Origin of the sequence: Chitinophaga sp., from assembly GCF_039596455.1 — a bacterium.
Taxonomy (GTDB): Bacteria; Bacteroidota; Bacteroidia; order Chitinophagales; family Chitinophagaceae; genus Chitinophaga.
This window is the reverse complement of the sequence record NZ_JBCNJR010000001.1, coordinates 712,155-736,019: the sequence shown is the minus strand read 5'-3', so window position 1 is coordinate 736,019 and position 23,865 is coordinate 712,155. Positions and strand designations below refer to the sequence as shown.

Below are 23,865 nucleotides of genomic sequence, written 5' to 3'. Positions count from 1 at the left end.
CAAGGTATGATGTGGCGCTACTCTATAGCGTAGCTAACAGAGCCGTCTTTCTCATCTTTCAATTGTATGCCTATAGACAGGAGCTGGTTACGGATCTTGTCTGAAGTGGCGTAATCCTTTTTACCCTTGGCCTCCTTGCGGATGTCTATGAGCAATTGCAGCACACCTTCCAGCCGGTTATTGTCTGCCGGTTTTTCAGGGCGCAGGCCCAGTATGTCAATGAGCCACGTTTGCCAGGTTTCTTTCAGCAGCGCAAAGGTGGTTTCAGACAGTTCGTGCATTTTTATCTGCCCGCCGCGGAGGGAGTTGATCACCGGCGCCAGCTCAAACAGGTTGGCGAGCACTTTGGCGGTGCCCAGGTCATCATTCATGGCCGCTGCACACTCCCGGCACCAGGCCTGTACCTGTTTGTCAAGCTCCTCATTCAGCGGAGAGCCGTTGCCGGCGTATTCCAGTTTCTGCAGCACTTCATAGGCGTACCAGAGGCGCTGCAGCCCTTTTTCAGCGGCCTGGAGGGCCTCATTGGAAAAGTCCAGCGTGCTGCGGTAGTGGGTCTGCAAAATGAAGAAACGGATGGTCATGGGGCTGTAACCCTGTTCCAGCAAGGGGTGCGTACCGGCAAAAAGTTCCGTCAGGCGGATCACGTTGCCGTAGCTCTTGCCCATTTTTTTACCGTTGATGGTGATCATGTTGTTATGCACCCAGTAGCGGGCCATCAGCTCACCATTGGCAATTTCGCTCTGGGCAATTTCGCACTCGTGGTGGGGGAACTGCAGGTCCATGCCACCGCCGTGGATGTCGAACTGTTTGCCCAGGTATTTGCCGCTCATGGCAGAGCACTCAATATGCCAGCCGGGGAAACCTTCGCCCCAGGGACTGGGCCAGCGCATCAGGTGCTCAGGCGGCGCTTTTTTCCAGAGGGCGAAGTCTACCTTGTTACGCTTCTCGTCCTGGTTTTCCAGCTCCCGTGTAGTTTCCAGCTGGTCTTCCAGCACGCGGCCGCTTAGTATGCCGTAGTGGTGGGCCTCAGAGTATTTTTTTACGTCAAAATACACGGAGCCGTTGGCCTCATAGGCAAAGCCGGCGTCCATGATCTTTTTGATCATTTCTATCTGTTCCACAATATGCCCGGTGGCAGTGGGCTCAATGCTGGGCTTGAGCGTATTGAACTGCTCCATGGCCCAATGGTAGAGGTTGGTATATTTCTGCACCAGCTCCATGGGCTCCAGCTTTTCCAGCAGGGCTACCTTGGCAATCTTGTCTTCCGCGGCGCGGCCTTCTTCTTCAAAGTGGCCGGCGTCTGTGATATTCCTGACGTACCGCACCTTGTAGCCCAGGTGCATCAGGTAGCGGTATAATACATCGAAGGTGATGAAGGGGCGGGCGTGGCCCAGGTGAGACTCGCCGGACACGGTGGGCCCGCACACGTACATGCCCACATGACCGGGATATAGCGGTGTAAAAACTTCTTTCTGACGGCTTATGGTATTGTAGAGTTTCAGCTGTTCTGACATATTGTTATTTCGTATTTCGGCAGGGCGAATTTCGCCATTTTAATGCTTCCAAGTTCGAATTTTTTGTGCAAAAGGGGAAAAACAAATTACGAATGCGCTATATCCGCAGTTATTTGAATGACAAGTTGGTGATAACCGGGTAGTGGTCACTCAGGTCTGAAGGAATGATGTTCACGCCGTTTACATGGAAGCGGCGGTCTGCAAAAATATAGTCTATGCGCAGGGTGGGCGAAAGTCCCGAGAAGGTCCTGCCAATGCCGCTGCCTTTTTTCAGGAACACGTCCTGCAGGTTGCCCCTGATCTTGAAATAGGTGTAGGAAGCGGGCGTATCGTTAAAGTCACCGCATACAATTACGGGGTGAGGACTGGTACGGATGAAGTCTGCCACAATATTGGCCTGCCGGCTGCGTCGGGCGGAGGCGTCGCGCATTTTGTGCATAATGCCTTTGGCGGCCACCAGGCCCGTATCTTCCTGTTTCCTGATCTTTTCAATGGAGCGGTAATCCTGCGCGTTGAAGCGGTAAGATTCCAGGTGCATGTTCACAATACGGATGGTGTCGCTGCCCCGCAGCACGTCTGCATAAATAAGGCTTTCGCCCAGCGGGCCGGGGGAAAGTTTCACCTTGTCTGACTGCAGGATGGGGTACCTGGAAAAAATGATGCTGCCCCAGTGCTGGTTGCCATCGCGATTAAAATCGCTCGAAAAAAAACGGTGCGGAAGCCGCATCAGCTCCGAAATATCTTCCCGGTTATTAAAGTCGTTCCGCTTTTCAGACGTATAAAAATCCTGCATACACAGGATATCCGGCTGCTGCCGGCGTATCAGCTCAAACATGGCCTGGCGGGTGGGTTTGCTGTTTTTCTGGGAGTACAGGCCAAACAGCGCCACGTTGTAGCTCATCACATTAAAACTGCCTTCCGGCTTGCTGGTGGCCTCCCAATGGGTGGGCCAGCGGAAGGAAAAAAAGGCGGATACTGACTTCCAGCCCACTACCAAGGCTACCAGGGGAATGAGCGCATATTTTGCATCAAAAATGAGCCAGAATACGAGGAACAGCACGAGTATAATGAGCAGGAACGGGAATCCCAGCGTGATAAAGCTGATAGGCCAGAACCGCACCGGCGAAATAAATGGCGCCAGGCAGGCCAGCAGGAAAAACAGAACAGTTATCACGTTGAGGGTCAAAAAGAACCCCTTTGTAAAAAGTCTTAAAAATTTCAACAGGCAGTTTGTTTGGCCGGTATAAATTTAACGCATTAAAAAACAAGCAATTAATAAAATTATGGGGAGCGGGGGGAACCTTGTGCCAGCGGCCTTACCGCTTCAAAGACAGCCGCGCCATTACCGGGAAATGCTCAAACCCCTTGCGACGGTAAATAAAAAAGTCTTCTACGGTGAATTGTTGCCCTGCCAGGATGTAATCTATCCGCAGGTGCGGGGCCACTGCCGAAAAAGTTCTTCCCAATCCTGAGCCCTGGGCCAGAAAGGCGTCCTGCAGACCGCTGCGGATGGTTTTGTAAGTGTAAGACACCGGTACGTCGTTAAAATCTCCCAGTACTATCAGCGGTTCCTGCGTGGCGGCAATTTCGCGGCGTATGAGCTGTGCCTGCATGGAGCGCAGGCCGAAGGCCGCTTTCATTTTTTTCATCACGCCGCGGGCCTGGCCCTTGGGGGCGGTAACAACCGTGTATTCGTTTTTCTGCAGGTTCTGGGAAGCCAGGTGAGCAGAGAGCAGGCGCACCGTATCACCATGTACCAGCAGCCGGGCGGCTATCATTTTCTCTTCGGGAGATATGTTCTGCAAATCTATGGCTGTTGTGTCAATCAGCGGAAAGCGGGAAAAAATGATGGTGCCGTAGTGCCAGTTTTGCCAGTTGGTATAGTGGTTCACAAAGTAATAGTGATCATACTTCAGCTTGAGCCGGATACTGTCAAGGTGATTAGGGGCACGGGTGCCTGAATTGGTGAAAAATTCCTGCATGCAGAGAACATCCGGGCTGGCCTTTTTAAGCTCTTCGTATATACGCTGGCATTTTACAGGATCTGTTTTGTAGTGGAGCAGGCCCATGCTGCTGCAGTTGAAGGTCATTACGGTAAATGAGGCCGGGCCCGGCGCCCTGGCTCCGCCAGTGGCATGGAAACCCCAGCTGGCCCCACTGCCAGGCAAGGTCAGCAGCAATGCGGGAACCGGTATCAGCCAGTACCTGCGCCGGTAAAAGATCCATAGCGGTATGAAAAGAAAGCAGGCGGGCCAGAGGAAAATGAAGGGCAGCCCGGCAAAACCCGCGGGCCAGAAAACTGCGGGGTCTGTAAATGTCAGGAAAAATGAAAACAGCAGCGTTATTGCGAGGAATACGTTACTCCACAACAACAAACGACGGATGATGACACGAACGAGTTTCACGTTGGGGGCAAAAAATGTTGATGGCCAAAGGTAGCAAGCCGCCCCTGAATTTAAAAATCTTCCGCATTTTCCCTGCTGGCGCGGAGGAGGGTGTCTCTTTCTTCGGGGCTGAGGCTGTGCATGCCCTGGGCGCTGATCTTGTCAAGCAGTTCGTTCAGCTTGTGCTCAGGAACGGTGCCTATTTTCTGATAGGGGGTAGCGGAGGGCCTTGATGGCTCCAGGTATTCTTCCCTGAGTATTTCTTTCTGCTCTTTGGGGTGGAAAATGTGCCCCGCAGAGAAAATCACCTTGTTAACGGGAGCGCCCCAATTGCGGCCTTTTTTGTATTGGGCAATGAACATAAAGCCCATAAAGGCGCCTCCCAGCAGAAACAGGCCGGTGGCGGCGTAACTGCCGCTGTTATATATGTCTGCCGCGTGGAGCGCCAGGAAAATGAGGGTAATTACCCAAACCGGGATGCCGCCCCTGAGCAGCAGGGGGAACACGCGGTTGCGGGGGGCGAGGGTGGTTAACCCGATGGCAATGGCCATTACGCCTGCCCCTGCGCCAATAACGTGGCCGCCGGCCACGGAAGGCTGCAGCACGGGCGCCAGGTTCATGCCGGCCAGATAAAAGGCCATGCCGCAAAGGCTACCCAGGATGTATAAGGGAACTATCAGGCGGAAACCGCCTGTTTGCTGTAAAAGCGTACCGAAGCAAAAAAGCCAGACCATATTGCTGAAAACGTCCCAGAAGCCGGTGTGGGCAAACATGGCCGTGAGGGGCGTCCAGGGTTTGGTGAGCAGTACCATGGGGTCTGCCGGGAAACGGGTATTGGTGAGGATGTCCCTTTCAAAAGCTGCAAGGCCCGTATTTTCCATCTGGTAAATGATCTTGATAAAGAACAGCAGGATGAATACGGTGATGTTCAGGAGCAGCAGCTGGGTTACCATGTTCCTCTCTTCCCCCAAAGATAGCCGGGGCATCCGCTCTTTTTCTGCTACTTGCATGGCTCTGGTGTTTATGTTACAAATTTAGGCATTTTGCCTCAATAGAACGTTTTGCGATTTCGTTTGTTCCATATCTTCAGCAAAATGTATGCAAATAACACGCCACCCAGGTGAGCAAAGTGGGCCACATTGTCTCCGGCGGAGTTTTTGAAGCCCAGGTACAGCTCCATCAGAATATAGCCGCCCACAAAATATTTGGCCTTGATGGGGAAAGGAATGGGCAGGATGAAAAGGTAGCTGTTGGGGAACAGGTACCCGAAGGCGAACAGCACCCCGAAAACGGCCCCGGAGGCGCCTACGGTAGCCACATCCCGGTAGGCTTCAATAAATTTGCCCAGGTAGATCTTTGCCCTGATCACCATGTCATAAGATTCCGGTGGCTGCACGCGCCAGGCATCCCGGAAACTTTGCATGGGAATTTCCTGCGGCCCTTCAAACATTGTATAGTTGCCAAGGCCGTATTTGTCGTAGATAGTGTTGAAAGCGTCGAATGAGGGATTGTTGTTGAAATTCTGCACGGCGGCGGACAGCTGCATATTGTCATACGTTACCACGCCCAGGTGGCAAAATGCCGCGCCCAGCCCGCACACCATATAAAAAATGAGGAAACGCTTGGGCCCCCAGCGGTTTTCCAGGATGCTCCCGAACATCCACAGCGCAAACATATTGAAGAAAAGGTGAGCAAAACCGCCGTGCATGAACAGGTGGGTTACCAGCTGGTGAGGGCGGAACAGGTCCGAGCCCCAGTAGTGCAGGGCAAACATGTCCGTCAGATCGTACCGGAAAACACCTTTGAGGGTTACCTGCGCCAGGTACACCAATCCATTTATGATCAATAGATTCTTGATTACCAGGGGCAACATCTGGAATCTGCCGGGCCTGAATTCACTCATTTCGTGTATACTTATACGTTATTACTCTAATATCTTCTCTGCAACAGCACTACATTTTCTATATGGTGGGTGTGCGGGAACATGTCTACCGCCTGCACTTTCTCAATGCTGTATTTTTCGTTCAGCAACGCCAGGTCACGGGCTTGCGTGGCCGGGTTGCAGGATACGTACACAATGCGCGGCGCTGCCACTTCCAGCAGTTTGGAAGTCAGCTTTTCGTGCATTCCCGCGCGGGGCGGGTCTGTAATGATCACGTCCGGCGCACCGTGTTCGGCAAAAAAGGCATCATCACAAATATCGATCACATCACCTGCAAAAAACGCCGCATTTTTTACATTGTTCATGGCCGCATTTTCCCGTGCGTCTTCAATAGCTTCGGGAATCAACTCAATGCCTACCACTTTGCCTGCCTGGCGGGAAACAAAGATACCGATGCTGCCCGTGCCGCAATACAGGTCATACACGGTTTCCCGACCGGTAAGCCCGGCAAAGCCGCGGGCTACTTTATACAGCGCCTCGCCCTGGTAGGTGTTGGTCTGGAAAAAGGATTTCGGCCCTATCTTGAAGGTAAAGTCCTCCAGCTTTTCTTCCACATACCCTTTCCCGTAAAACACTTTCGGCTCCAGGTCAAAGATACTATCATTCTTTTTGGGATTGATGGTATACAGCAGGGTGGTGATGGAAGGCACCGTGGCCAGCAGGTGGTTCAGCAGCCCTTCGCGCGCTTCCTTGTCCTCGTGGTGAATCACCAGGTTCACCATGACCTCGCCGGTAGTGCAGATGCGCAGTACCAGGTTGCGCAGCCAGCCCTGCTGCTGCCGTATGTCGTAAAAAGACAGCTGATGCGCCTCCGCCCAGTCTCTCACCGTGTTTTTGATCAGGTTGGCCGGTTCTTCCTGCAGGTGGCAGGTCTGGATGTCCAGCACCTTGTCAAATAACCTGGGGATATGGAACCCCAAAGCGTTGCGGCGGGGCCATTCTTCCCCTGCTGCCTGTATTTCTTCATTGGTCAGGTAAGCCTTGTTGGAAAACGTGAACTCCAGCTTGTTACGGTACCGCCGGGTTTTCTCCGCTCCCAGTATGGGCGGCATGGCGGGCAGGGCCAGGTGGCCTATGCGTTGCAGGTGATCTGTTACCTGTTGCTGTTTGTATTGCAGCTGCAGCTCATACGGCAGCATTTGCCATTTGCAACCGCCGCAAAGGCCGAAATGCTGGCAGAAAGGGTCTACCCGCTCCGGGGAAAAGCTCCGTATGTTGATGGCCTTGCCTTCCGCCCAGTCTTTTTTGTTTTTTCCCAGCTTTACGTCAACCACATCTCCGGGCACCACGCCGCCTTCAATAAAAACTACTTTACCGTCTACCCGTGCCAGGGCCTTACCCTCTGCTGCATAAGCCGTTACGGGCACATTTTCCAGAACTACATTTTTTTTCCTCACGGGTGCAAAGGTAGGACGGTTTTTGCTACTTTTATCCCACCTATGCAAAAACTGCTATTCTTCCTCTGCTGCATCTGCGGCCCGTTTTCCCTGCATGCCCAGGGCTACAACATCACTGTACAACTGAAAGGGTACACCGGTGGTACTGTGTACCTGGGCCACTATATGGGCAAAACCACGTACGTAATGGATTCCGCGCGGATGGACCAGCAGGGCGTAGCCGTACTGAAAGGCAAGGAAACGCAGCCCGGGGGCATCTACCTGATAGTTTTGCCCGGCAAACAGCGGTATTTTGAAATTCTGCTTGACAAGCAGCAGACCTTTTCCATAGTAGCAGATACTACTGACCTGGCGGGCAAAACAGAGTTCCGCAATTCGGAAGATAATGCCATGTTTTCCGCTTATAACCGGTATATAGCCACCATGGCGGGTGAAATGGAGCAGGTACAACGCCGTACGGCCGCCGCCCGTACCGCGCAAGACACGGCTGCCGTGCGCGCCGCCTCTGAAGCCATCGGTAAAAAACTGCAGCAATACCGCTCCAATGTGATCACCACAAAATCCGGCACCCTGCTGGCGGCCATATTCAAGGCCATGCGTGAACCGGTAGTGCCGCCCATGCCTAAAAAGGAAGACGGCAGCCTTGATTCCACCTATCCTTACCGTTATTATAAAGCGCATTACTGGGACGATGTAGACCTGGCAGACGGCCGACTGGTGCGCACACCTGTACTGGAAGCCCGCCTCTCCCGTTACTTTGAACAACTGGTGGCCCCCCAGCCTGATTCTGTGATAGCAGAAGCGGACATGCTAATTGCCAAAACGAAAAAAGACAAAGAGAGCTTCAAATTTGTGGTGTGGTGGCTTACAAAGACCTACGAAACATCTCCCATTATGGGCATGGACGCTGTGTTTGTGCACCTGGTGGAAAAATATTACGTAACAGGCCAGGCTTACTGGGTGAACGAGGAGCAAAAAGAGAAGATCATTTCCCGCGCCTACAGCATTGCCCCCAACCTCATAGGGCAGAAAGCAGCGCAGCTGGTATTGCAGGATACGGCTTCCCGCCGCACCTCACTGTACGACATCAAATCCAAATACACCGTAGTGGTGTTCTGGGACCCTACCTGTGGCCATTGTATAACGGAAGTGCCTAAACTGGATTCCGCCTTCAAAGCCAGCTGGAAACAACGGGGCGTTACCATGCTGGGCGTGAAAACAGAAGGCACCCGGGAAGAGTGGACCGCTTTTATCAGGGATAAAAAGCTTACCGGCTGGATACATGCCTGGGATCCCGGCTATACCAGCAACTACCGCAAGTTTTATGATGTGTATTCAACGCCTGTTGTTTACCTGCTTGATGAAAACAAGAAGATACTCGCCAAACGTCTAGGTGTGGAGCAACTGGATGGTTTTCTGCAAAGGGAAGCGGCAGACTCTGCCCGTAAACCCTGATAAACAACGCGTTACAAGCCGTTACAAGGCATTTGGCACGTTCTTTGGAAAGCCATAGTCATCACCAAAACACAAGGTTATGACGAAAAAGATTGTTCTCACTTGCATGGCTGTCGGTTTATCCGTAGCCGCAATAGCACAGGTCAGAGTAGGGGTGAAAGGCGGTTGGAATATCGCCAACGTTACGAATACAAACAGCGGAGGCGTTGACAATAACCGCTCCTTGAATTCTTTCCATGTAGGTGCTATTGCAGACATCCCCCTGTCACCGGTACTTTCCCTGCAACCCGGCGTATTTTACACCGGTAAAGGCTCCAAGCTCAGTGAAGGCGATACGGACGGAAGCACCTATTACAAGACAACTACCAACCCGCAGTACATTGAAATTCCAGTGAATTTTGTAGGTAAAATACCCGTAGGGGAGCAAACGAAAATTTTCCTGGGCGTAGGCCCGTATGCCGCATTTGGCGTAGCCGGTAAAAACAAATGGGAAGCCAGCCTGGCCGGTGTAAAAACCAGCGGCGAGTCTAACATTAAATGGGATGACGACACCCCGTTCAATGACGGTGACCAGAACCGCGGGTATGACAAATACAAACGTTTTGACTACGGTGGTAACTTACTGGCCGGTGTTGAGTTCGGCAATTTCCTGGTATCTGCACAATACGGCATGGGTTTTGGCAAGATCCTGTCCGGCTCGGACAACAGTACAGACGACAAGAGCAAGAACCGGGTATGGAGTTTTTCCGTAGGCTACCTCTTTGGAGGCACGCGCTAAACAATTTACCGCATTCAACAGTTATCATTTCATCCTGACTATATATAAATCTCTCTAAAACAACAAAAGCAAAACATGAAAAAACTAGCATTATCCGTTGCAGCCATGCTGATAGCCGGAGCCACCTTTGCCCAGGTGAAATTTGGAGTAACCGCGGGCCCCAGCTTTTCCAGCGTTAGCACTAAAGTCAGTGGCAACAAGGAAACCAGTAAACTGATGACTGGTTTGCGGGCCGGCTTTACAGCAGACATACCGCTGGCGGACGAGTTTTATGTTCAACCCAGCCTGCTCTACGTAGGGAAGGGCGGTAACGACCTGCGGGACGTGGACCTTAAAAGCCGGATCCATTACCTGCAGCTGCCCATCAACTTCATGTACAAACCCGAAGTAGGCGCCGGTAACCTCTTCATCGGCCTTGGCCCCTACATTGCTTACGGGCTTGGCGGCAAATGGGAAGGAGACTGGTTTGGCACCAACATTAGCCGGGACATAGAGTGGGGCGACGGTAAAGACCTTAAAAGGCTGGACGCCGGCGCTAACTTTCAGGTAGGCTATGAATTTCCTATGGGCTTTAACGTAGGCCTGTTTACAGACCTGGGCCTGGTTAATATTGAGGGTGCTGATAATGATAACACCTTCAAAAACACCTCCTTCGGCTTGTCAATAGGGTACAAGTTCGGCGGCAGATAGTACGCAGAACATACAAATGACTAATTCGGTGATGAGGCCTGCCTGCAGGCTTTGTCACCGTTTTTTTATGAAAATCTGAACCTTTTTCCGGCGCCTGTTGTTTTTTCAGCGGCTTGTCAGGCGCTATGGAGTTGGTATGCCCCTTATTAAATTATTTATAAATTGTTTTGTACCGGGCCCCGGGTATTTCAAATACACAAAGTTTGCCGTATGTTTGATGCCGAAATTCGAAAGAAGAGCACAGGCATACATTTTAGCAAATGATCCGTATCCCGCAGTAATTGACCGGAATTGACCAGAAAGGCGGGCACCCCTTTACTATCTCCTATAGCACAGCAAGGTCCCTATTGAAAAACAGAAATTATGAAAAAAGCAGGTCTGCTGTTTATTGCACTGGCATTCGTGATGCACAGTAGCGCGCAGGTGAGCATTGGTTTGAGTTCCGGATATACTGCCTCAAATGTTGACGTTAGCGGGGAAACCCCGGGAGATTTTGGCTCCGCCGAAGGGTACATGAAAACCTTTCATGGCTGGCACCTTGACCTCATGGTGAACGTGCCGCTGAGAAACGGGTTTTATTTTCAGCCGGTGATCAGGTATATTACCAAAGGCACCGGTTTCAAAGAGGTGCCCCCGGTAAAAACGGAGCTGCTGGATGCCCTTTATATTCCCAAAGGCGCACGGCTGCAGCTCAATTACCTGGAAATACCCTTTAACTTCGTGTATAAACTGGTGTTAGGGCCAGGTTCCATAAGGGCCGGCCTGGGGCCTTATGTGGCCCACGGGCTGAAAGGCCGTTATCATTATAATATTGTGAAAAACGGGCAAAGCATTACACGAGACTCGAAGTCTGTACAGTTCAGCAAGGAGGCCGATGACAATATTTCGGTGGTGCGTATGTACCCCTGGGATGCAGGCGCCAATTTCACCCTGGCCTACGAGTTTAATAATGGTATTATGCTGGGGGCCAATTATAGCATGGGCATGACGGACGTTGACCGTAACGAGTTCACGAAAAGCAAAAACCGCTACCTGGGCGTTAGCCTGGGCTTCCTGTTTAACCGGGAAGATTATTGAGCACTTTACTTTAAAAGCGTCTTTTTTGATACAAAGAGACCCGCCGGCGGCGGGTCTCTTTTTTTTCCTTTTTGCGATAGGGGTAAATGCATTTGCCGGCGTCTTACTAGCAGCAATACATTCTCACAACAAAGTTTTTTAAACAAAAGGTGTGACAGTTATAGGGAAAAGAGCCGTTGCGTATCCACGCAACGGCTGATTTTTTATATGATAGTGCTTACCACTTTATGGATCACATGGGGCTTGCCCAGGGTGTAATAGTGCAATACCGGCACGCCCGCGGCTTTCAGCTCTTTAGACTGCTGAATGAGCCATTCTGTGCCCACGGCCTCCACTTCTTTGTCTGTTTTGCACTTGAGGGCTTCTTCGGCCAGCTCGTCAGGCATATCTACATGGAAAGTGCGGGGCAGCACGGTCAGCTGCTTTTTGGTGGTCAGCGGCTTCAGTCCGGGAATGATGGGCACCGTAATGCCCGCCTCCCGGCAGCGGTTCACAAAGTCGAAGAACTTTTTATTATCAAAGAACATCTGGGTCACAATGTAGTCTGCCCCTCCTTCTACCTTGCGTTTCAGGTAGCCCAGGTCTGTTTGCAGGTTGGGCGCCTCAAAGTGTTTTTCCGGGTAGCCGGCCACGCCAATACAGAATTTTGTTTTAAGACCGCCCTGGAGGTCTTCTTCCAGGTAAATGCCGTTGTTCATTTGCACCACCTGGTTCAGCAGCTCCAGTGCATAACGGTGGCCGTTGGGGTGGGCTTCAAAGAACGTTTCGTTTTTGGGTGCGTCTCCCCGCAGCACCAGCACGTTGTCTATGCCCAGAAAGTTGAGGTCTATAAGGGCGTTTTCCGTTTCCTCCTTGCTGAAGCCGCCGCAGATGAGATGCGGCACCGCATCTATGGAATAATGGTTCATAATGGCAGCGCAAATACCCACCGTGCCGGGGCGTTTGCGAATTTCCACCTTGTCAAACGAACCGTCTGCCCGCTTTTTAAACATATGTTCGCTACGGTGATAGGTCACATTGATATATGACGGCTTGAACTCCATGAGCGGGTCCAGGTGGTCATATATAGACTCAATGCTCTTGCCTTTGAGCGGGGGCAATATCTCAAAGGAGATCAGGGTATCCTTGGCCTGACTAATATGTTCCGTAACTTTCATATATGTGGGGATGTTGTTTGAAAAAACCTCGCAAAAATAGCATATCCCCCATTAATTATCTAATGGCGATCAATTCGTTAAAATATTTATATAAAACGCCCAAACCGTTGTCCATTCACCGATTTTATTATTTTTGCTAAGTTTCAACCTATGGCATTAAGAATACATACGCAGCAACTGGTAAAGCGTTACCGGGCCCGGACAGTGGTGAACCACGTGTCTGTAGAGGTAACGCAGGGAGAGATAGTTGGCCTCCTGGGGCCCAACGGGGCGGGCAAAACCACCACGTTTTACATGGTGGTGGGCCTTATCAAGCCCGATGAAGGGGAGGTGTTCCTGAATGAGCAGAACATCACCAAGCTGCCCATGTACAAGCGCGCCCAGATGGGCATTGGCTACCTGCCGCAGGAAGCCAGCGTGTTCCGCAAGCTCAGCGTGGAAGATAATATAGCTGCCGTGCTGGAAATGACCAAACTGAACAAGGCCGAACAGAAAGACAAGCTGGAGCAGCTCCTCAGCGAATTCAGGCTGCAACACGTACGCAAAAGCCCGGGAGACGTGCTGAGCGGCGGGGAGCGCCGCAGAACGGAAATAGCAAGGGCGCTGGCGGTAGACCCCAAGTTCATCCTGCTGGATGAGCCTTTTGCGGGTATAGACCCCATTGCTGTGGAAGATATTCAGGCCATAGTAGCCAAGCTTAAGTACAGAAACATCGGCATCCTGATCACAGACCACAATGTGCAGGAAACCCTTTCCATTACGGACAGGGCCTATTTGTTATTTGAAGGCAAAATACTCAAAGCCGGCACTGCGGAAGAACTGGCGGAAGATGAACAGGTGAGAAAAGTGTATCTTGGCCAGAATTTTATTCTTCGCAGGAAAGATTACCTTGACGAAGCGGCAAAACAATAACAGCTATCACAACCCTAGTTAAAACCTGGTATGAAGATTTTAAGTCCAGCGCTTTCCCAATTGGCCAGAATCCGTATGGGCCGCATTGAGCACTTTATGCAATACCCGCTGCAGGTACAGCAGCAGGTGTTCCAGAACCTGCTGAGTGCAGCGCAATACACGGAGTTTGGCAAACAGTTCGGTTTTTCCAATATTTTCAAGATAGACGAGTTCAAACAAAGGGTACCCGTTCATAATTATGAATCTATCAAACCCTACATCCAGCGTACTATGGAGGGGGAGCAGAACGTGATCTGGAACACGCCCATTAAATGGTTTGCCAAGTCAAGCGGTACCACGGCAGACAAAAGCAAGTTCATTCCCGTTTCTGTAGAAAGCCTTGATGACAACCATTACCGCGCCGGCCGTGATGTATTTTCGCTCTACTACAATAACTTCCCGGACTCAGACGTGCTCACCGGCAAATCTCTCGTAATAGGCGGCAGCCACCAGGTGAACAAGCTGAGCCCTGACAGCGATAGTTATTATGGAGACCTGAGCGCCGTGATGCTGCAGAACATGCCCTTTTACGGCAACATGATCCGCACGCCCGATCTTTCTATTGCCCTTATGGACGAGTGGGAAGAAAAAATAGAGCGCATGGCCAACGCCGTAATCCACGAAAACGTAACCTCTATAGCCGGTGTTCCTACCTGGACCATCGTTCTCATCAAACGTATATTCGAACTGACCGGTACAGACAACCTGGCAGACGTTTGGCCCAACCTGGAAGTGTACATGCACGGCGGCGTAAGCTTTACGCCCTACCGGGAACAGTTCAGGCGCCTGATCCGGAAACCGGGCATGAACTACCTGGAATCCTACAACGCCTCTGAAGGCTTTTTTGCCGCGCAAGACGTGATAGGGGAAGAAGGGTTGCTGCTATTCCTTAACCATGGCATTTTTTACGAGTTTATGCCCATGGAACAATACGGCAAGGAGTTTCCGCGCACGCTGCAGCTGCATGAAGTGGAAACGGGCAAGAACTATGCGCTCATTATCAGCACCAACGGCGGCCTCTGGCGGTACCTGGTGGGAGATACGGTACAGTTTGTGTCCCTGGCGCCTTACCGCATCCGTGTGAGCGGCCGCACCCGGTCTTTCATCAACGCTTTCGGGGAGGAACTGATAGTAGACAATACAGACAAAGCCATTGCCAAAGCCTGCGCAGAAACCGGCGCCGTGGTAAACGACTATACGGCGGCCCCCATTTATTTCAGTGAGCAGGGTAACGGCGGGCACGAGTGGCTGATAGAATTTGAAACGCCGCCACCCAGCCTGGAGCAGTTTACGGCCGTACTTGACGGCACGCTCAAAGCCATCAATTCAGACTACGAGGCTAAAAGGCATAAGGATATTGCCCTGCGCAGCCCCATTGTGCATATTATGGCGCCCGGTACGTTTACGGAATGGCTGAAAAGCAAGGGCAAGCTGGGCGGCCAGCACAAAGTGCCGCGGCTGAGCAACGAAAGGAACGTGCTGGAGGAGATTCTCCGGTTTGTTGAAAAACACTGAACAATGGTCTAAATTCTATTACCTTCGTTCATCCAACTAAAGCTAAAAAACCTATTTATAGAAGATGAAATTACTCGACAACAAAGTAGCCATCGTAACAGGCGCCAGCCGTGGAATTGGTGAGGCCATAGCCTTAAAATTTGCAGACGCGGGCGCACATGTTGCATTCACTTATGTAAGCTCAGACGAAAAAGCAAAGGCCCTGGAGGCAAAACTGGCGGCCAAAGGCGTAAAAGCAAAAGCCTATAAAAGCAATGCCGGCGTATTTGCTGACTGTGAAGCACTGGTGAATGATGTGGTGAAAGAGTTTGGTACGGTAGATATCTGCGTGAACAATGCAGGTATTTCAAAAGATAACCTGCTGCTGCGCCTCAGTGAAGAGCAATGGGATGAAGTGATGGATGTGAACCTGAAAAGCGTGTTCAACATGACCAAGCTGGTGATGCGTCCCATGATGAAAGCCAAAAGCGGCAGCATCATCAACATGAGCTCCATTATAGGTATCAAGGGCAACGCAGGCCAAAGCAGCTACGCCGCTTCCAAAGCAGGCATCATCGGCTTCTCCAAATCCATTGCACAGGAAATAGGCAGCCGCAACATCCGCGTAAACGCCGTGGCGCCCGGCTTCATTGAAACAGACATGACGCATTACCTGAAAGACGGAGAAGGCGCCAAAGCATATCTGGACCAGATTCCCCTGGGCAAATTCGGCTCACCTGAAGATATTGCCAACGTATGCCTCTTCCTGGCCTCAGACATGGGCGCTTATGTCAGCGGGCAAGTGATCAGCGTTTGCGGCGGGTTGAATACCTGAGTTGAATCACATCACAACAAATAAACTGGGCTCCGGAACGTTCCGGAGCTTTTTTGTATGGGTCAGAACCCTTTCCCCGGTATTTCCACCCGGAAGGTTTCGATGCACTTCCGGTCTTGCAGGGTAACGTACACCGTTTTGCCGTCTTCCCCTCCAAATACCAGGTTACTGCAGGCTTTGCCCTTCAGCGGTATTTCGCGGAGCTGCTCCCCTTCCGGAGAGAGCACTACAATGGTGCCTTTGCCGTAACGGGTTACATACAGGTTGCCGGCCTTGTCACACTTCATGCCGTCAAAGCCAAAATCAGCAAACTCCGCAAAGAGGGTTTTGTTGGAGATGTTGCCGCGGCCATCCAGGTCAAATTTCCAGATCCTGCGCTGCACGCTTTCGTTTACATACAAGGTCCTTTCATCGGGGCTGAGGGTTATACCATTGGTGGTGCCCATCTGGTTGGCCAGCAACACCGCTTTACCGGGCTTGTCTATACGCCAGAGCTGGCCGGTGCCATTTTTCCAGTTGGGGTCAGAGGCAAAAAGCTGCCCTTTTTTATTGATGCAGAGGTCATTAGGCTGGTTAAAGAACGGATGATGCACATACACGCTGATTTCCCGGGTACGCATGTTTACCTGCAGCACGTTGTGGCCCTTGAAATCGGCCAGCAGCATGTGGCCGTTGCGGTGAAACTGGATGCTGTTGGCAATGCTCCCCTCCGGTAGCGTCACAAACACTTCCCCGCTGCCGTTTTGCGTATTGATTTTGCCGATAGTGCCGTCTTTCTGGAAATTCACCACGTACAGGTTGCCGTCCCGGTCAAAGTTGGGCCCCTCTATATTTTGGGAAAACATGTTTTCCGCAGTGAGGTCACGGGCGGTATACAGGGGCTCCTGGGCGCCTGCGGTACAGGTTGCAAGGGAAATGAGCGCGGTGAAAAAGGATTTCATTGTATTAAATTAATTTTTTTTAGCGGAAAACTCCAAATGCGCCTAATTTGCAGCCCGTATGATTCACGTATCAGATATCAAAGACCTGGAAAGGCTCACCATTCACAAAGTGGGCAACGCCACCAACGAAGATCCCCTGGTGTTTTCCCAGCAGCCGCTGGAGCTGAAAGATGAGACCATCGGCGCCCTGCTGCTGAGCTACTTCATTCAGCCCTTCACCAATAACGCGGAGTATTTCCGGTTTTATCACGAAGCAGACATCCACCTCAATGAGGTATACAAATATTGCAGCCTTATTTTTGAAAACCCGGAGAATTTCCAGGAGCAGTCTGTCAACATTGCCAAACATCTTTACAAACACTCCACGCATCCCAAAATAAAAGGCGGGGAACTGTACATTGTGCACTTTTCCAAATGCCAGGTAGATGGGGAAGAGGTGGAGGCTATCGGTATTTTCAAGTCGGAAAACCGGGATACCTACCTGAAGGTCTTCCTGAGCAATGACAATTATGAGGTGAATTACGATGATGGCATCAATATCAACAAGCTGGATAAGGGCTGTCTGGTGTTTAACGTGGAGCAGGAAGGAGGGTACAAGGTGAGTATTGTAGACAGCATCAGTAAGCAGAATGAAGCGGTGTACTGGAAAGATGCCTTTTTGCAGGTGCAGCGGAGAGAAGACAGCTACCACCAGACGGAAACCATGGTGAGCCTCTGCCAGCAGTTTATACAGAAAAAGCTGCCGGAAGAATTTGAGATGAACCGGGTAGACCAGATTGAGTTGCTCAACAAATCTGCCGCCTACTTCAAGGAAAAAGAACAGTTTCAGGCAGATGAATTTGCGGAGGAAGTACTGGGCCACCCTGATGCGGTAGACGCTTTCCGCAACTACCGTGACCATTTCCGGGATGAGTACCGGCTGGACGTTCCGGACGAATTTGATATTTCCACCCACGCCGTCAAGAAACAGCAACGGGTATTCAAAAGCATTCTCAAGCTGGACAAAAACTTCCATGTGTATATTCACGGCAACCGGGAAATGATAGAACGGGGGTATGATGAAGAGCGAAGCATGAATTACTACAAGTTGTATTTTGAAGAGGAGAAGTAAGGCGATGGCAAACTATTGCCCCAGTTGCTTCTGCATTTCCGCCAGCTCCCTGAGGGCTTCCAGTATTTGCTGGTCGTAACTGTTTTTGCCTTCCGCCAGGGTGCGGTAATTATAATCGAATACCTTTTTTTGCGTGAGCACCAGCCTGCGCAGCAGCACATTTCTTTTCCGGGAATCTATGCCCAGGGAGAGCCGGTCTATTTCGTCCATGATACGAAGGTTCTCGTCCATGTAATACATGCTGTAATTCTTCAGCCATTTTTCTTTTTCCGCTTCTGTGCGGGAGTTATACACGCCGTAAGACAGGATGAAGTTCTCATCCAGCTGCTGCAGCTTCCTGATGTACACGTTTACATCGCGCGGCAGCATAAAGTACAAAATGGCCAGCAGCGCCGCTGCCAGTGAGGTAGCCGGTAGGGTGTTCCTGAGGGTGGCGGGTGAGGGCAGGCCCTTAATGAGCAACTGTCCCAGCAACATGCCCATCAGCAGGCCGCCTATATGCGCGCCATGGTCAAAGTTGGTTTGGAAGAAAATGGAAGACAGGCTGAAAGCCAGATAAATGCCAATGCTGATGAGCAGCGCCCGGCGCTCATGCGGTTCTATGAGGCGGTGCAGCAGCAGGGCAAATATGAAACCGAACAGGCCAAACACGGCGCCGGAGGCTCCCAGGGTAGGCGTAATGTCATACCACCAGAGGCTGGCCATGCTGGCCGCCAGCAGGCAAAGCAGGTATACGGCGAAAAAGCGCCATTTGCCCAGCAGCGGCTCCAGGTAGGAACCGCCTATCATGATGCCGTATATGTTGAAAAAGAGGTGTAGCACATCGGCATGCAGAAAACCTGCAGCGAGCAAACGCCAGGGCTGCCCGAAAAGTGTTAGGGGCTTGAAATTGGCGCCGGCCTGCTCCAGTACGGCTACATCTGCCGCCCACCAGGTACTGCTGGCAAACAGCCATTTGTTGGTTATCAACAGGTAGATCAATATGTTGAGCAGAATGAGGATGGGCGTAATAAAATAGCCTCTGGCAGGCTTGAAAATACTCAGGAAGCCCTGCCGGGCCGGGGTGAGGTGTACCGTGCCGGTTTTACTGCCCGTCAGGTGCTGGCGTTCCGCGTAAATGGCAGCCAGTTGTTCATGGTCATATTCTGCGTTTGTGGCTGTGATGGCCTGTTGCAGGCGGCGAATGTTCTGGCGGTTGCGGCCAAAGTCAAATATCTGGGCACCGGTAGATACGCTGTGGAGACGGATGTTTTCCGGGCCGGGCGTAATACTTACCTGCTCGTTCCAGGAACGGAGGCTGAAGTGGGTGAAGGCAATGAGACGATCAGGATTGATTTCACTGATATTCCAGCCGGTTTTTTCAAGCGCCAGCCATAAAATGACCAGTTGCTCCGCCGGGCTGCGGTTTTCAAGAACACAGGAGGTGCTATATCGGGGAGGAAATCCGATCATTACGGGACAATAAAAGCAGAGACGCCACCAGGTGCGTCTCTACTATATAATACGTTCTGTAACGTTTTTTATTGTTTGTTATCAGGTTTGTTGTCCGGCTTGCGGGGAGGCCTGTTGCGGTTTTTGTGATGCTGACCGCTGTGGCCGCCGGATTGCTGCGGTTTTCCGCCGCCTTCGCGGGTTTTTTGCTCTTGCCGGGGCTTCTGCTCACTGCGCTGCTCATTACTGCGCTGATGGGCTTCGCCTTTCTGCTCGCGGGGCTCACGGGGTTTTTGCTCACCACGCTGTTCGCTGCGGGGCTTCTGTTCCTGCCGGGGCTTTTGCTCGCCACGGGGCTTTTGCTCGCCACGGGGCTCATTGCCGCGCTGGCGGCCTTCGCCTTTCGGTTTCTGTTCTCCCGGCTTCTGCTCTCCGCGCGCCTCATTTCTGGGCCGCTGGTCCCTTTGAGGCCGGCCTTGACCCTGCTGGGGAGCGCCGCCTTTTTGTTTCTCCTTCTGCTGTTCCTTCTGTTTATCGCGAGATTTCTGTTTCCGTTTCTGGGAAGCTTTTTCCAGTGAGCGCAGGCTGATCTGGCCTACCACATCGGCAAAGCCAAGGTCTGCCTCTTTATTGGGCTTGGTACTCACTACTTCTACCGCCTTCAGCTCTTCAGGCTTGATGCCCTGACGGTTCAGCTGCCGTATTTCCTTCACCCGGGAAATGGTGAGGGGGTATTGTTTATTGCTGTTGTCGTAAGAGTACCACATGAGGTTCTTGAAAATATCCCGTTTCTGCAAGGTTGCATTGCCGCTTGCAGTTTCAATTACATCGCAATCGTCAGGGAAATCTTTCAAAGCGTCCAGGTAGGTATCCAGCTCGTAGTTCAGGCAGCATTTGAGGCGGCCGCACTGCCCGGAGAGCTTCGCCTGGTTAATAGAGAGGTTCTGATAACGGGCGGCCGTAGTGTTTACAGACTTGAAATCGGTTAACCAGGTGGCGCAGCACAGCTCACGGCCGCAGCTGCCAATACCGCCTACCTTGCCGGCTTCCTGGCGGGCGCCTATCTGGCGCATTTCCACCTTCACCCGGAATTCGGAGGCATATACCTTGATCAGCTCCCGGAAGTCAACCCGGTCATCAGCTGTATAAAAGAAGGTGGCTTTACGGCCATCTGCCTGAATTTCCACTTCGGCCAGCTTCATTTCCAGGCCAAGGCTGCGGGCAATGGCCCGGGCCTTTATCAGCGCTTCCTTTTCGCGGTTCTTGTTATCCGCCATACGGTTCATATCCTCCGTGGAAGCGCGCCTCAGCAGCTTCTTCACTTCGGGGGTGTCTTCCACCCGGCGTTTCTTCATCTGTAACTTTACCAGTTCCCCGGTAAGGTTCACCATACCTACGTCAAAGCCACTGATTCCTTCCACCGCTACCATTTCGCCTTTTTCAAAGACCTGTTTGGTTGAATTGCGGAAAAAATCTTTGCGACTACCGTTATTGAAACTTACTTCTATGATGTCAAATGGTGCTAAACTATCACTCAAGGGTATATTGGACAGCCAGTCAAACACATTCAGTCTGTTACATCCTCCGCTGCTGCAGCCTCCATTACTCTTGCATCCCGCCGGCTTCCCATCCGCACCCGTACCACATCCGGCACAAGCCATATTTTATATGTTTATTATATTAAAAAATGTTTATCCCTGCATCCACAGGTCACTAAAAGTACATATTTACTTCCAGCATTCAAAGAGCGTACAGGGAAATAAGGCACAAAGGTAAGGGAATTAGTTGACAGCTAAACAGGCAGCGGCTTCCCTTTAAAGATATGCTGCAGCCGGATAGACAAGGCGTGGAAGAGGATTTTGCCGTTGGCATTGCGTTCAATATGGTAATAGGCATTGTCCAGTTCCCCGGTTAGCTGTTGCATTTGTTCCAGGTTGGCCAGTTTTTGCAGTTTTTCGGCAAAGTCCACTTCCTCATCAGAAAAGGCCAGCTGGCTTTTGTCCATATACTGCAGGCGCAGGCTGTGCTCCAGCACGTTAATGAAGTACCGCAGAAACTGTTTCTGGTTTTCCCTGCCCACCTTGGGGCTGGAAATATGTTCCACCCAGTCTTGCAGGCCCTTGCGGTTTTGCATGAAAATGCAATTCAACCAGGTGCGCAACATTTCATGATAATCATTGTCATTGTGTTGCAAAAGTTGCAGGGCCTCCCGGTAGTTGCCGGAGGCAATGGTAGCAATTTGCCTGGCGCGCTGCTCCGTAGCCTGGTTGCGCTCTGTCAGCGCGGCTATTACCTCATTTTTGGTAAGCGGTGGTATTTTGATCAGCTGGGTGCGGGAAAGAATGGTGGCCAGTATCTGCTCCTGGTTCTCTGCCACCAGTATAAAAACGGTGTTGGCCGGCGGCTCTTCAATGAGCTTCAGCAGGCGGTTGCCTTCGTTGCCCAGGTATTCGGGCATCCACATCAGCAGTATTTTATACTGACTTTCAAAGCTCTTGAGATTGAGCTTGTGAATAATGTCCTGGCATTCATGGGCCGTAATATTGCCCTGTTTGTTCTCTGCGCCTATGAACTGCAGCCAGTCGTACGCATTGCCGTACGGCTGCTGGGCAATAAACTCCCGCCATTCCGCCACATAATCCGTGCTGACGGGCTTGTCTCCCGGCTTGCGGGGTATTACGGGGTAAGAAAAATGAATATCAGGATGGATATATTGCGCTGCTTTTTTACAGGCGGGGCATTGGCCGCAGGAGTCTTGCGGCTGGCGGTTCTCACATACCAGGTATTGTGCAAAGGCCAGGCCCATGGGCAACCCTCCGGCGCCCTCCGGCGCCAGCATGATCATGGCATGGCTGAGGCGGTTGTGCTCCACGGCCTGCAGCAATTGCTGCCGTGCGGCATCCTGCCCAATGATGGCTGAAAAGTTCATGGGCGTAAAAATACTTCATATTATTTGATAGACAGATAACACACCTTGGTAAATGCGCCGTTGGCTTTCAGCACGGGGCTGGCGGTTTGTATATAATAAATGCCGGTAATGGTGCGCGCGGCTACATCTATTTCCGTAATGGTAACGGAGGCGCTGTCTGTTACATAAAATTTGTCTTTAATACCTAGTATTACGCGGCCGGTGGTATCTGCCCCGGCTTTGCGGGAGTAGGAGTAAGTTTTCAGCTGCAGGCTGTCATTACCCAGCCGGGCGTCAGCGTAAGGGCCGTCTGCAACATTCATAACCACCTTCATAGTGTCTATGTACGCCTCCAGGCTCAGCAGCTTGAAGCTCTGCGAGCGGCTTTCCGTACGCAGCAAGGTGGAGCTTTTTATTTTCAGTGAGGTAGATTGCCCGTTCATACGCACGTCCATAGCAGCTTTTTCACAATTCACCAGTTCTGCAGGGTTGTACTTCTGGCAGGCGGCGGACAATAAGAGTAGTGCGCAGCAAAAAGCCGCGGATCTGTTCAGTAGATGTTTGCTCATGTCGTTTTATTTTTCAATGGCCGCAATCACTTCCGGTGCAAAAGGCATTGTTTTGGGCTTGAATACGGCAACCAGCTCGCCTTTTTCATCCAGCAGGTATTTCTGGAAGTTCCAGGTCACTTCTTCCGGAGAGAGCTGTTTGTTTTTGCTTTCGGCAATCAGCCACTGGTAAACGGGGTGGATGTCAGTTCCCTTAACAGACACCTTGGTGGTCATGGGGAAGGTGACAGCATATTCCTTGGTGCAAAAGGCTTTTATTTCAGCATTGGAGCCGGGCTCCTGCCCGCCGAAGTTGTTGGCGGGGAAACCAACTATCACCAGCTTGTTTTTGTACTTTTTGTACAGTTTTTCCAGTTCCGCATACTGCGGGGTATTGCCGCACATGGAGGCAGTGTTGACGATCAGGATCTTTTTTCCCTTGTATTTGGAGAAATCTATCTTTCCGCCTTCCAGCGAATCTACCTTGAAATCGTAGATGTTGCCGAATGATACAGAGAAGATCAGGGACAGCAGCATTAATTTTAACATGACCGTGGTTTTTTTGGATACATGGATACAGACAAGCAGACTCTAACTCTATACTATAAAGATAATCTAAATTATTTCCCTTGCTGCAGGTAATTCTCCAGCGGCAACCGGTTGGTAAGTGAGCGGGCCAGCGTCATTTCGTCCGCATATTCCAGTTCTCCGCCGAAGGCAATGCCGCGGGCAATGGTGGTGATCTTTACCGGCAGGTCTTTCAGTTTTTTTGAAAGATAATAGATAGTGGTGTCTCCCTCAATGGTAGGGCTCAGCGCCATAATTACCTCGCTAATGCCTTGCTGTTGCACTCTTTCCACCAGGGAGTGGATGTTCAGCTGATCTGGCCCGATGCCGTCTATGGGGGAAATTATGCCTCCCAGCACATGGTATACACCGTTGAACTGCTGGGTGTTCTCAATGGCAATCACGTCCCGGATGCTTTCCACCACGCATACAATACCCCCCTGCCGGGCAGGGTTGGCGCAAATAGTGCAGGTATCGTCATCAGACACGTTATGGCAATGCTGGCAAAACTTGATCTGCCGGCGCATGCGGGCAATGGTTTCGGAAAATAGTTCCACCTGTGCCGTATCCTGCTTGAGCAGGTGCAGCACCAGCCGCAACGCTGTTTTTTTCCCAACACCCGGCAGCCTGGCAAACTCGTTTACAGCATTTTCAATCAATGCGGAGGAAAAGATCATATGGCAAA

22 protein-coding genes are annotated in these 23,865 nt (G+C 51.4%); 8 read left to right on the top strand and 14 right to left on the bottom strand.

The features are described from left to right. Nucleotides 1-17 precede the first annotated feature (17 nt). The 6 genes from cysS to rlmD form a co-directional block, all read right to left on the bottom strand. Complete coding sequence (gene cysS / locus ABDW36_RS02995; protein WP_343700394.1) at nt 18-1,514, bottom strand: cysteine--tRNA ligase; 1,497 nt, start codon at nt 1,512-1,514, stop codon at nt 18-20. Nucleotides 1,515-1,623: 109 nt separating this feature from the next. Continuing rightward, nucleotides 1,624-2,688: an endonuclease/exonuclease/phosphatase family protein gene (locus ABDW36_RS02990; RefSeq protein WP_343700393.1), complete on the bottom strand. Its 1,065-nt coding sequence runs from the start codon at nt 2,686-2,688 to the stop codon at nt 1,624-1,626. Between the two features lie 142 nt (nt 2,689-2,830). Continuing rightward, nucleotides 2,831-3,919, bottom strand: a complete 1,089-nt coding sequence (locus ABDW36_RS02985) for an endonuclease/exonuclease/phosphatase family protein (protein WP_343700392.1) — start codon at nt 3,917-3,919, stop codon at nt 2,831-2,833. Between the two features lie 50 nt (nt 3,920-3,969). Next, nucleotides 3,970-4,908, bottom strand: a complete 939-nt coding sequence (locus tag ABDW36_RS02980) for a rhomboid family intramembrane serine protease (protein WP_343700391.1) — start codon at nt 4,906-4,908, stop codon at nt 3,970-3,972. A 38-nt stretch (nt 4,909-4,946) separates the two neighbouring features. Further along, complete coding sequence (locus ABDW36_RS02975) at nt 4,947-5,744, bottom strand: rhomboid family intramembrane serine protease (RefSeq protein WP_343700390.1); 798 nt, start codon at nt 5,742-5,744, stop codon at nt 4,947-4,949. A gap of 83 nt (nt 5,745-5,827) precedes the next feature. Then, a complete protein-coding gene (gene rlmD / locus ABDW36_RS02970) occupies nt 5,828-7,237 on the bottom strand; it encodes a 23S rRNA (uracil(1939)-C(5))-methyltransferase RlmD (RefSeq protein WP_343700389.1) in 1,410 nt (469 codons plus the stop codon). A gap of 42 nt (nt 7,238-7,279) precedes the next feature. On the opposite strand from rlmD, the gene ABDW36_RS02965 reads away from it, so the two are divergent. The 4 genes from ABDW36_RS02965 (at nt 7,280) to ABDW36_RS02950 (ending at nt 11,237) form a co-directional block, all read left to right on the top strand. Then, entirely contained in the window at nt 7,280-8,692 is a 1,413-nt protein-coding gene (locus ABDW36_RS02965) for a redoxin domain-containing protein (RefSeq protein WP_343700388.1), read from the top strand. 106 nt (nt 8,693-8,798) lie between these two features. Further along, complete coding sequence (locus ABDW36_RS02960; protein WP_343700387.1) at nt 8,799-9,470, top strand: porin family protein; 672 nt, start codon at nt 8,799-8,801, stop codon at nt 9,468-9,470. A 75-nt stretch (nt 9,471-9,545) separates the two neighbouring features. Then, a complete protein-coding gene (locus ABDW36_RS02955; protein ID WP_343700386.1) occupies nt 9,546-10,160 on the top strand; it encodes a porin family protein in 615 nt (204 codons plus the stop codon). Nucleotides 10,161-10,523: 363 nt separating this feature from the next. Continuing rightward, nucleotides 10,524-11,237, top strand: a complete 714-nt coding sequence (locus tag ABDW36_RS02950; protein ID WP_343700385.1) for an outer membrane beta-barrel protein — start codon at nt 10,524-10,526, stop codon at nt 11,235-11,237. A 203-nt stretch (nt 11,238-11,440) separates the two neighbouring features. Here ABDW36_RS02950 and metF read toward each other — a convergent pair whose 3' ends face one another. Continuing rightward, nucleotides 11,441-12,394 carry a methylenetetrahydrofolate reductase [NAD(P)H] gene (metF, locus tag ABDW36_RS02945; protein ID WP_343700384.1) on the bottom strand — a complete coding sequence of 318 codons (954 nt, stop codon included), beginning with the start codon at nt 12,392-12,394 and terminating at the stop codon, nt 11,441-11,443. A gap of 150 nt (nt 12,395-12,544) precedes the next feature. Here metF and lptB point away from each other — a divergent pair, with 150 nt between their 5' ends. The 3 genes from lptB (at nt 12,545) to fabG (ending at nt 15,674) form a co-directional block, all read left to right on the top strand. Beyond that, the gene (gene lptB, locus ABDW36_RS02940) at nt 12,545-13,306 is read left to right on the top strand and encodes an LPS export ABC transporter ATP-binding protein (RefSeq protein ID WP_343700383.1); all 762 of its coding nucleotides are present in this window, start codon (nt 12,545-12,547) and stop codon (nt 13,304-13,306) included. 60 nt (nt 13,307-13,366) lie between these two features. After that, the gene (locus tag ABDW36_RS02935; protein ID WP_343700382.1) at nt 13,367-14,860 is read left to right on the top strand and encodes a GH3 auxin-responsive promoter family protein; all 1,494 of its coding nucleotides are present in this window, start codon (nt 13,367-13,369) and stop codon (nt 14,858-14,860) included. 64 nt (nt 14,861-14,924) lie between these two features. Beyond that, on the top strand, nt 14,925-15,674 hold the full coding sequence (gene fabG / locus ABDW36_RS02930) for a 3-oxoacyl-[acyl-carrier-protein] reductase (RefSeq protein WP_343700381.1): 750 nt from the start codon (nt 14,925-14,927) through the stop codon (nt 15,672-15,674). A 62-nt stretch (nt 15,675-15,736) separates the two neighbouring features. On the opposite strand, the gene ABDW36_RS02925 is transcribed toward fabG, so the two are convergent. Next, nucleotides 15,737-16,615 (bottom strand): SMP-30/gluconolactonase/LRE family protein, encoded by an 879-nt coding sequence (locus ABDW36_RS02925; RefSeq protein WP_343700380.1) that lies wholly within the window; start codon nt 16,613-16,615, stop codon nt 15,737-15,739. 58 nt (nt 16,616-16,673) lie between these two features. On the opposite strand from ABDW36_RS02925, the gene ABDW36_RS02920 reads away from it, so the two are divergent. Continuing rightward, a complete protein-coding gene (locus ABDW36_RS02920; protein ID WP_343700379.1) occupies nt 16,674-17,726 on the top strand; it encodes a nucleoid-associated protein in 1,053 nt (350 codons plus the stop codon). A gap of 12 nt (nt 17,727-17,738) precedes the next feature. Here the strand turns inward: ABDW36_RS02920 and ABDW36_RS02915 are convergent, their stop codons facing one another. From ABDW36_RS02915 to recR, 6 genes are all read right to left on the bottom strand, one after another. Further along, nucleotides 17,739-19,178 (bottom strand): rhomboid family intramembrane serine protease, encoded by a 1,440-nt coding sequence (locus ABDW36_RS02915; RefSeq protein ID WP_343700378.1) that lies wholly within the window; start codon nt 19,176-19,178, stop codon nt 17,739-17,741. A gap of 68 nt (nt 19,179-19,246) precedes the next feature. Next, the gene (ricT, locus tag ABDW36_RS02910; protein WP_343700377.1) at nt 19,247-20,695 is read right to left on the bottom strand and encodes a regulatory iron-sulfur-containing complex subunit RicT; all 1,449 of its coding nucleotides are present in this window, start codon (nt 20,693-20,695) and stop codon (nt 19,247-19,249) included. Nucleotides 20,696-20,949: 254 nt separating this feature from the next. After that, nucleotides 20,950-22,086 (bottom strand): hypothetical protein, encoded by a 1,137-nt coding sequence (locus tag ABDW36_RS02905; protein WP_343700376.1) that lies wholly within the window; start codon nt 22,084-22,086, stop codon nt 20,950-20,952. 20 nt (nt 22,087-22,106) lie between these two features. Then, entirely contained in the window at nt 22,107-22,634 is a 528-nt protein-coding gene (locus ABDW36_RS02900; protein ID WP_343700375.1) for a hypothetical protein, read from the bottom strand. Between the two features lie 6 nt (nt 22,635-22,640). Continuing rightward, complete coding sequence (locus tag ABDW36_RS02895) at nt 22,641-23,162, bottom strand: glutathione peroxidase (protein ID WP_343700374.1); 522 nt, start codon at nt 23,160-23,162, stop codon at nt 22,641-22,643. A gap of 71 nt (nt 23,163-23,233) precedes the next feature. Then, entirely contained in the window at nt 23,234-23,857 is a 624-nt protein-coding gene (gene recR, locus ABDW36_RS02890; protein ID WP_343700373.1) for a recombination mediator RecR, read from the bottom strand. Between the last annotated feature and the right edge of the window lie 8 nt (nt 23,858-23,865).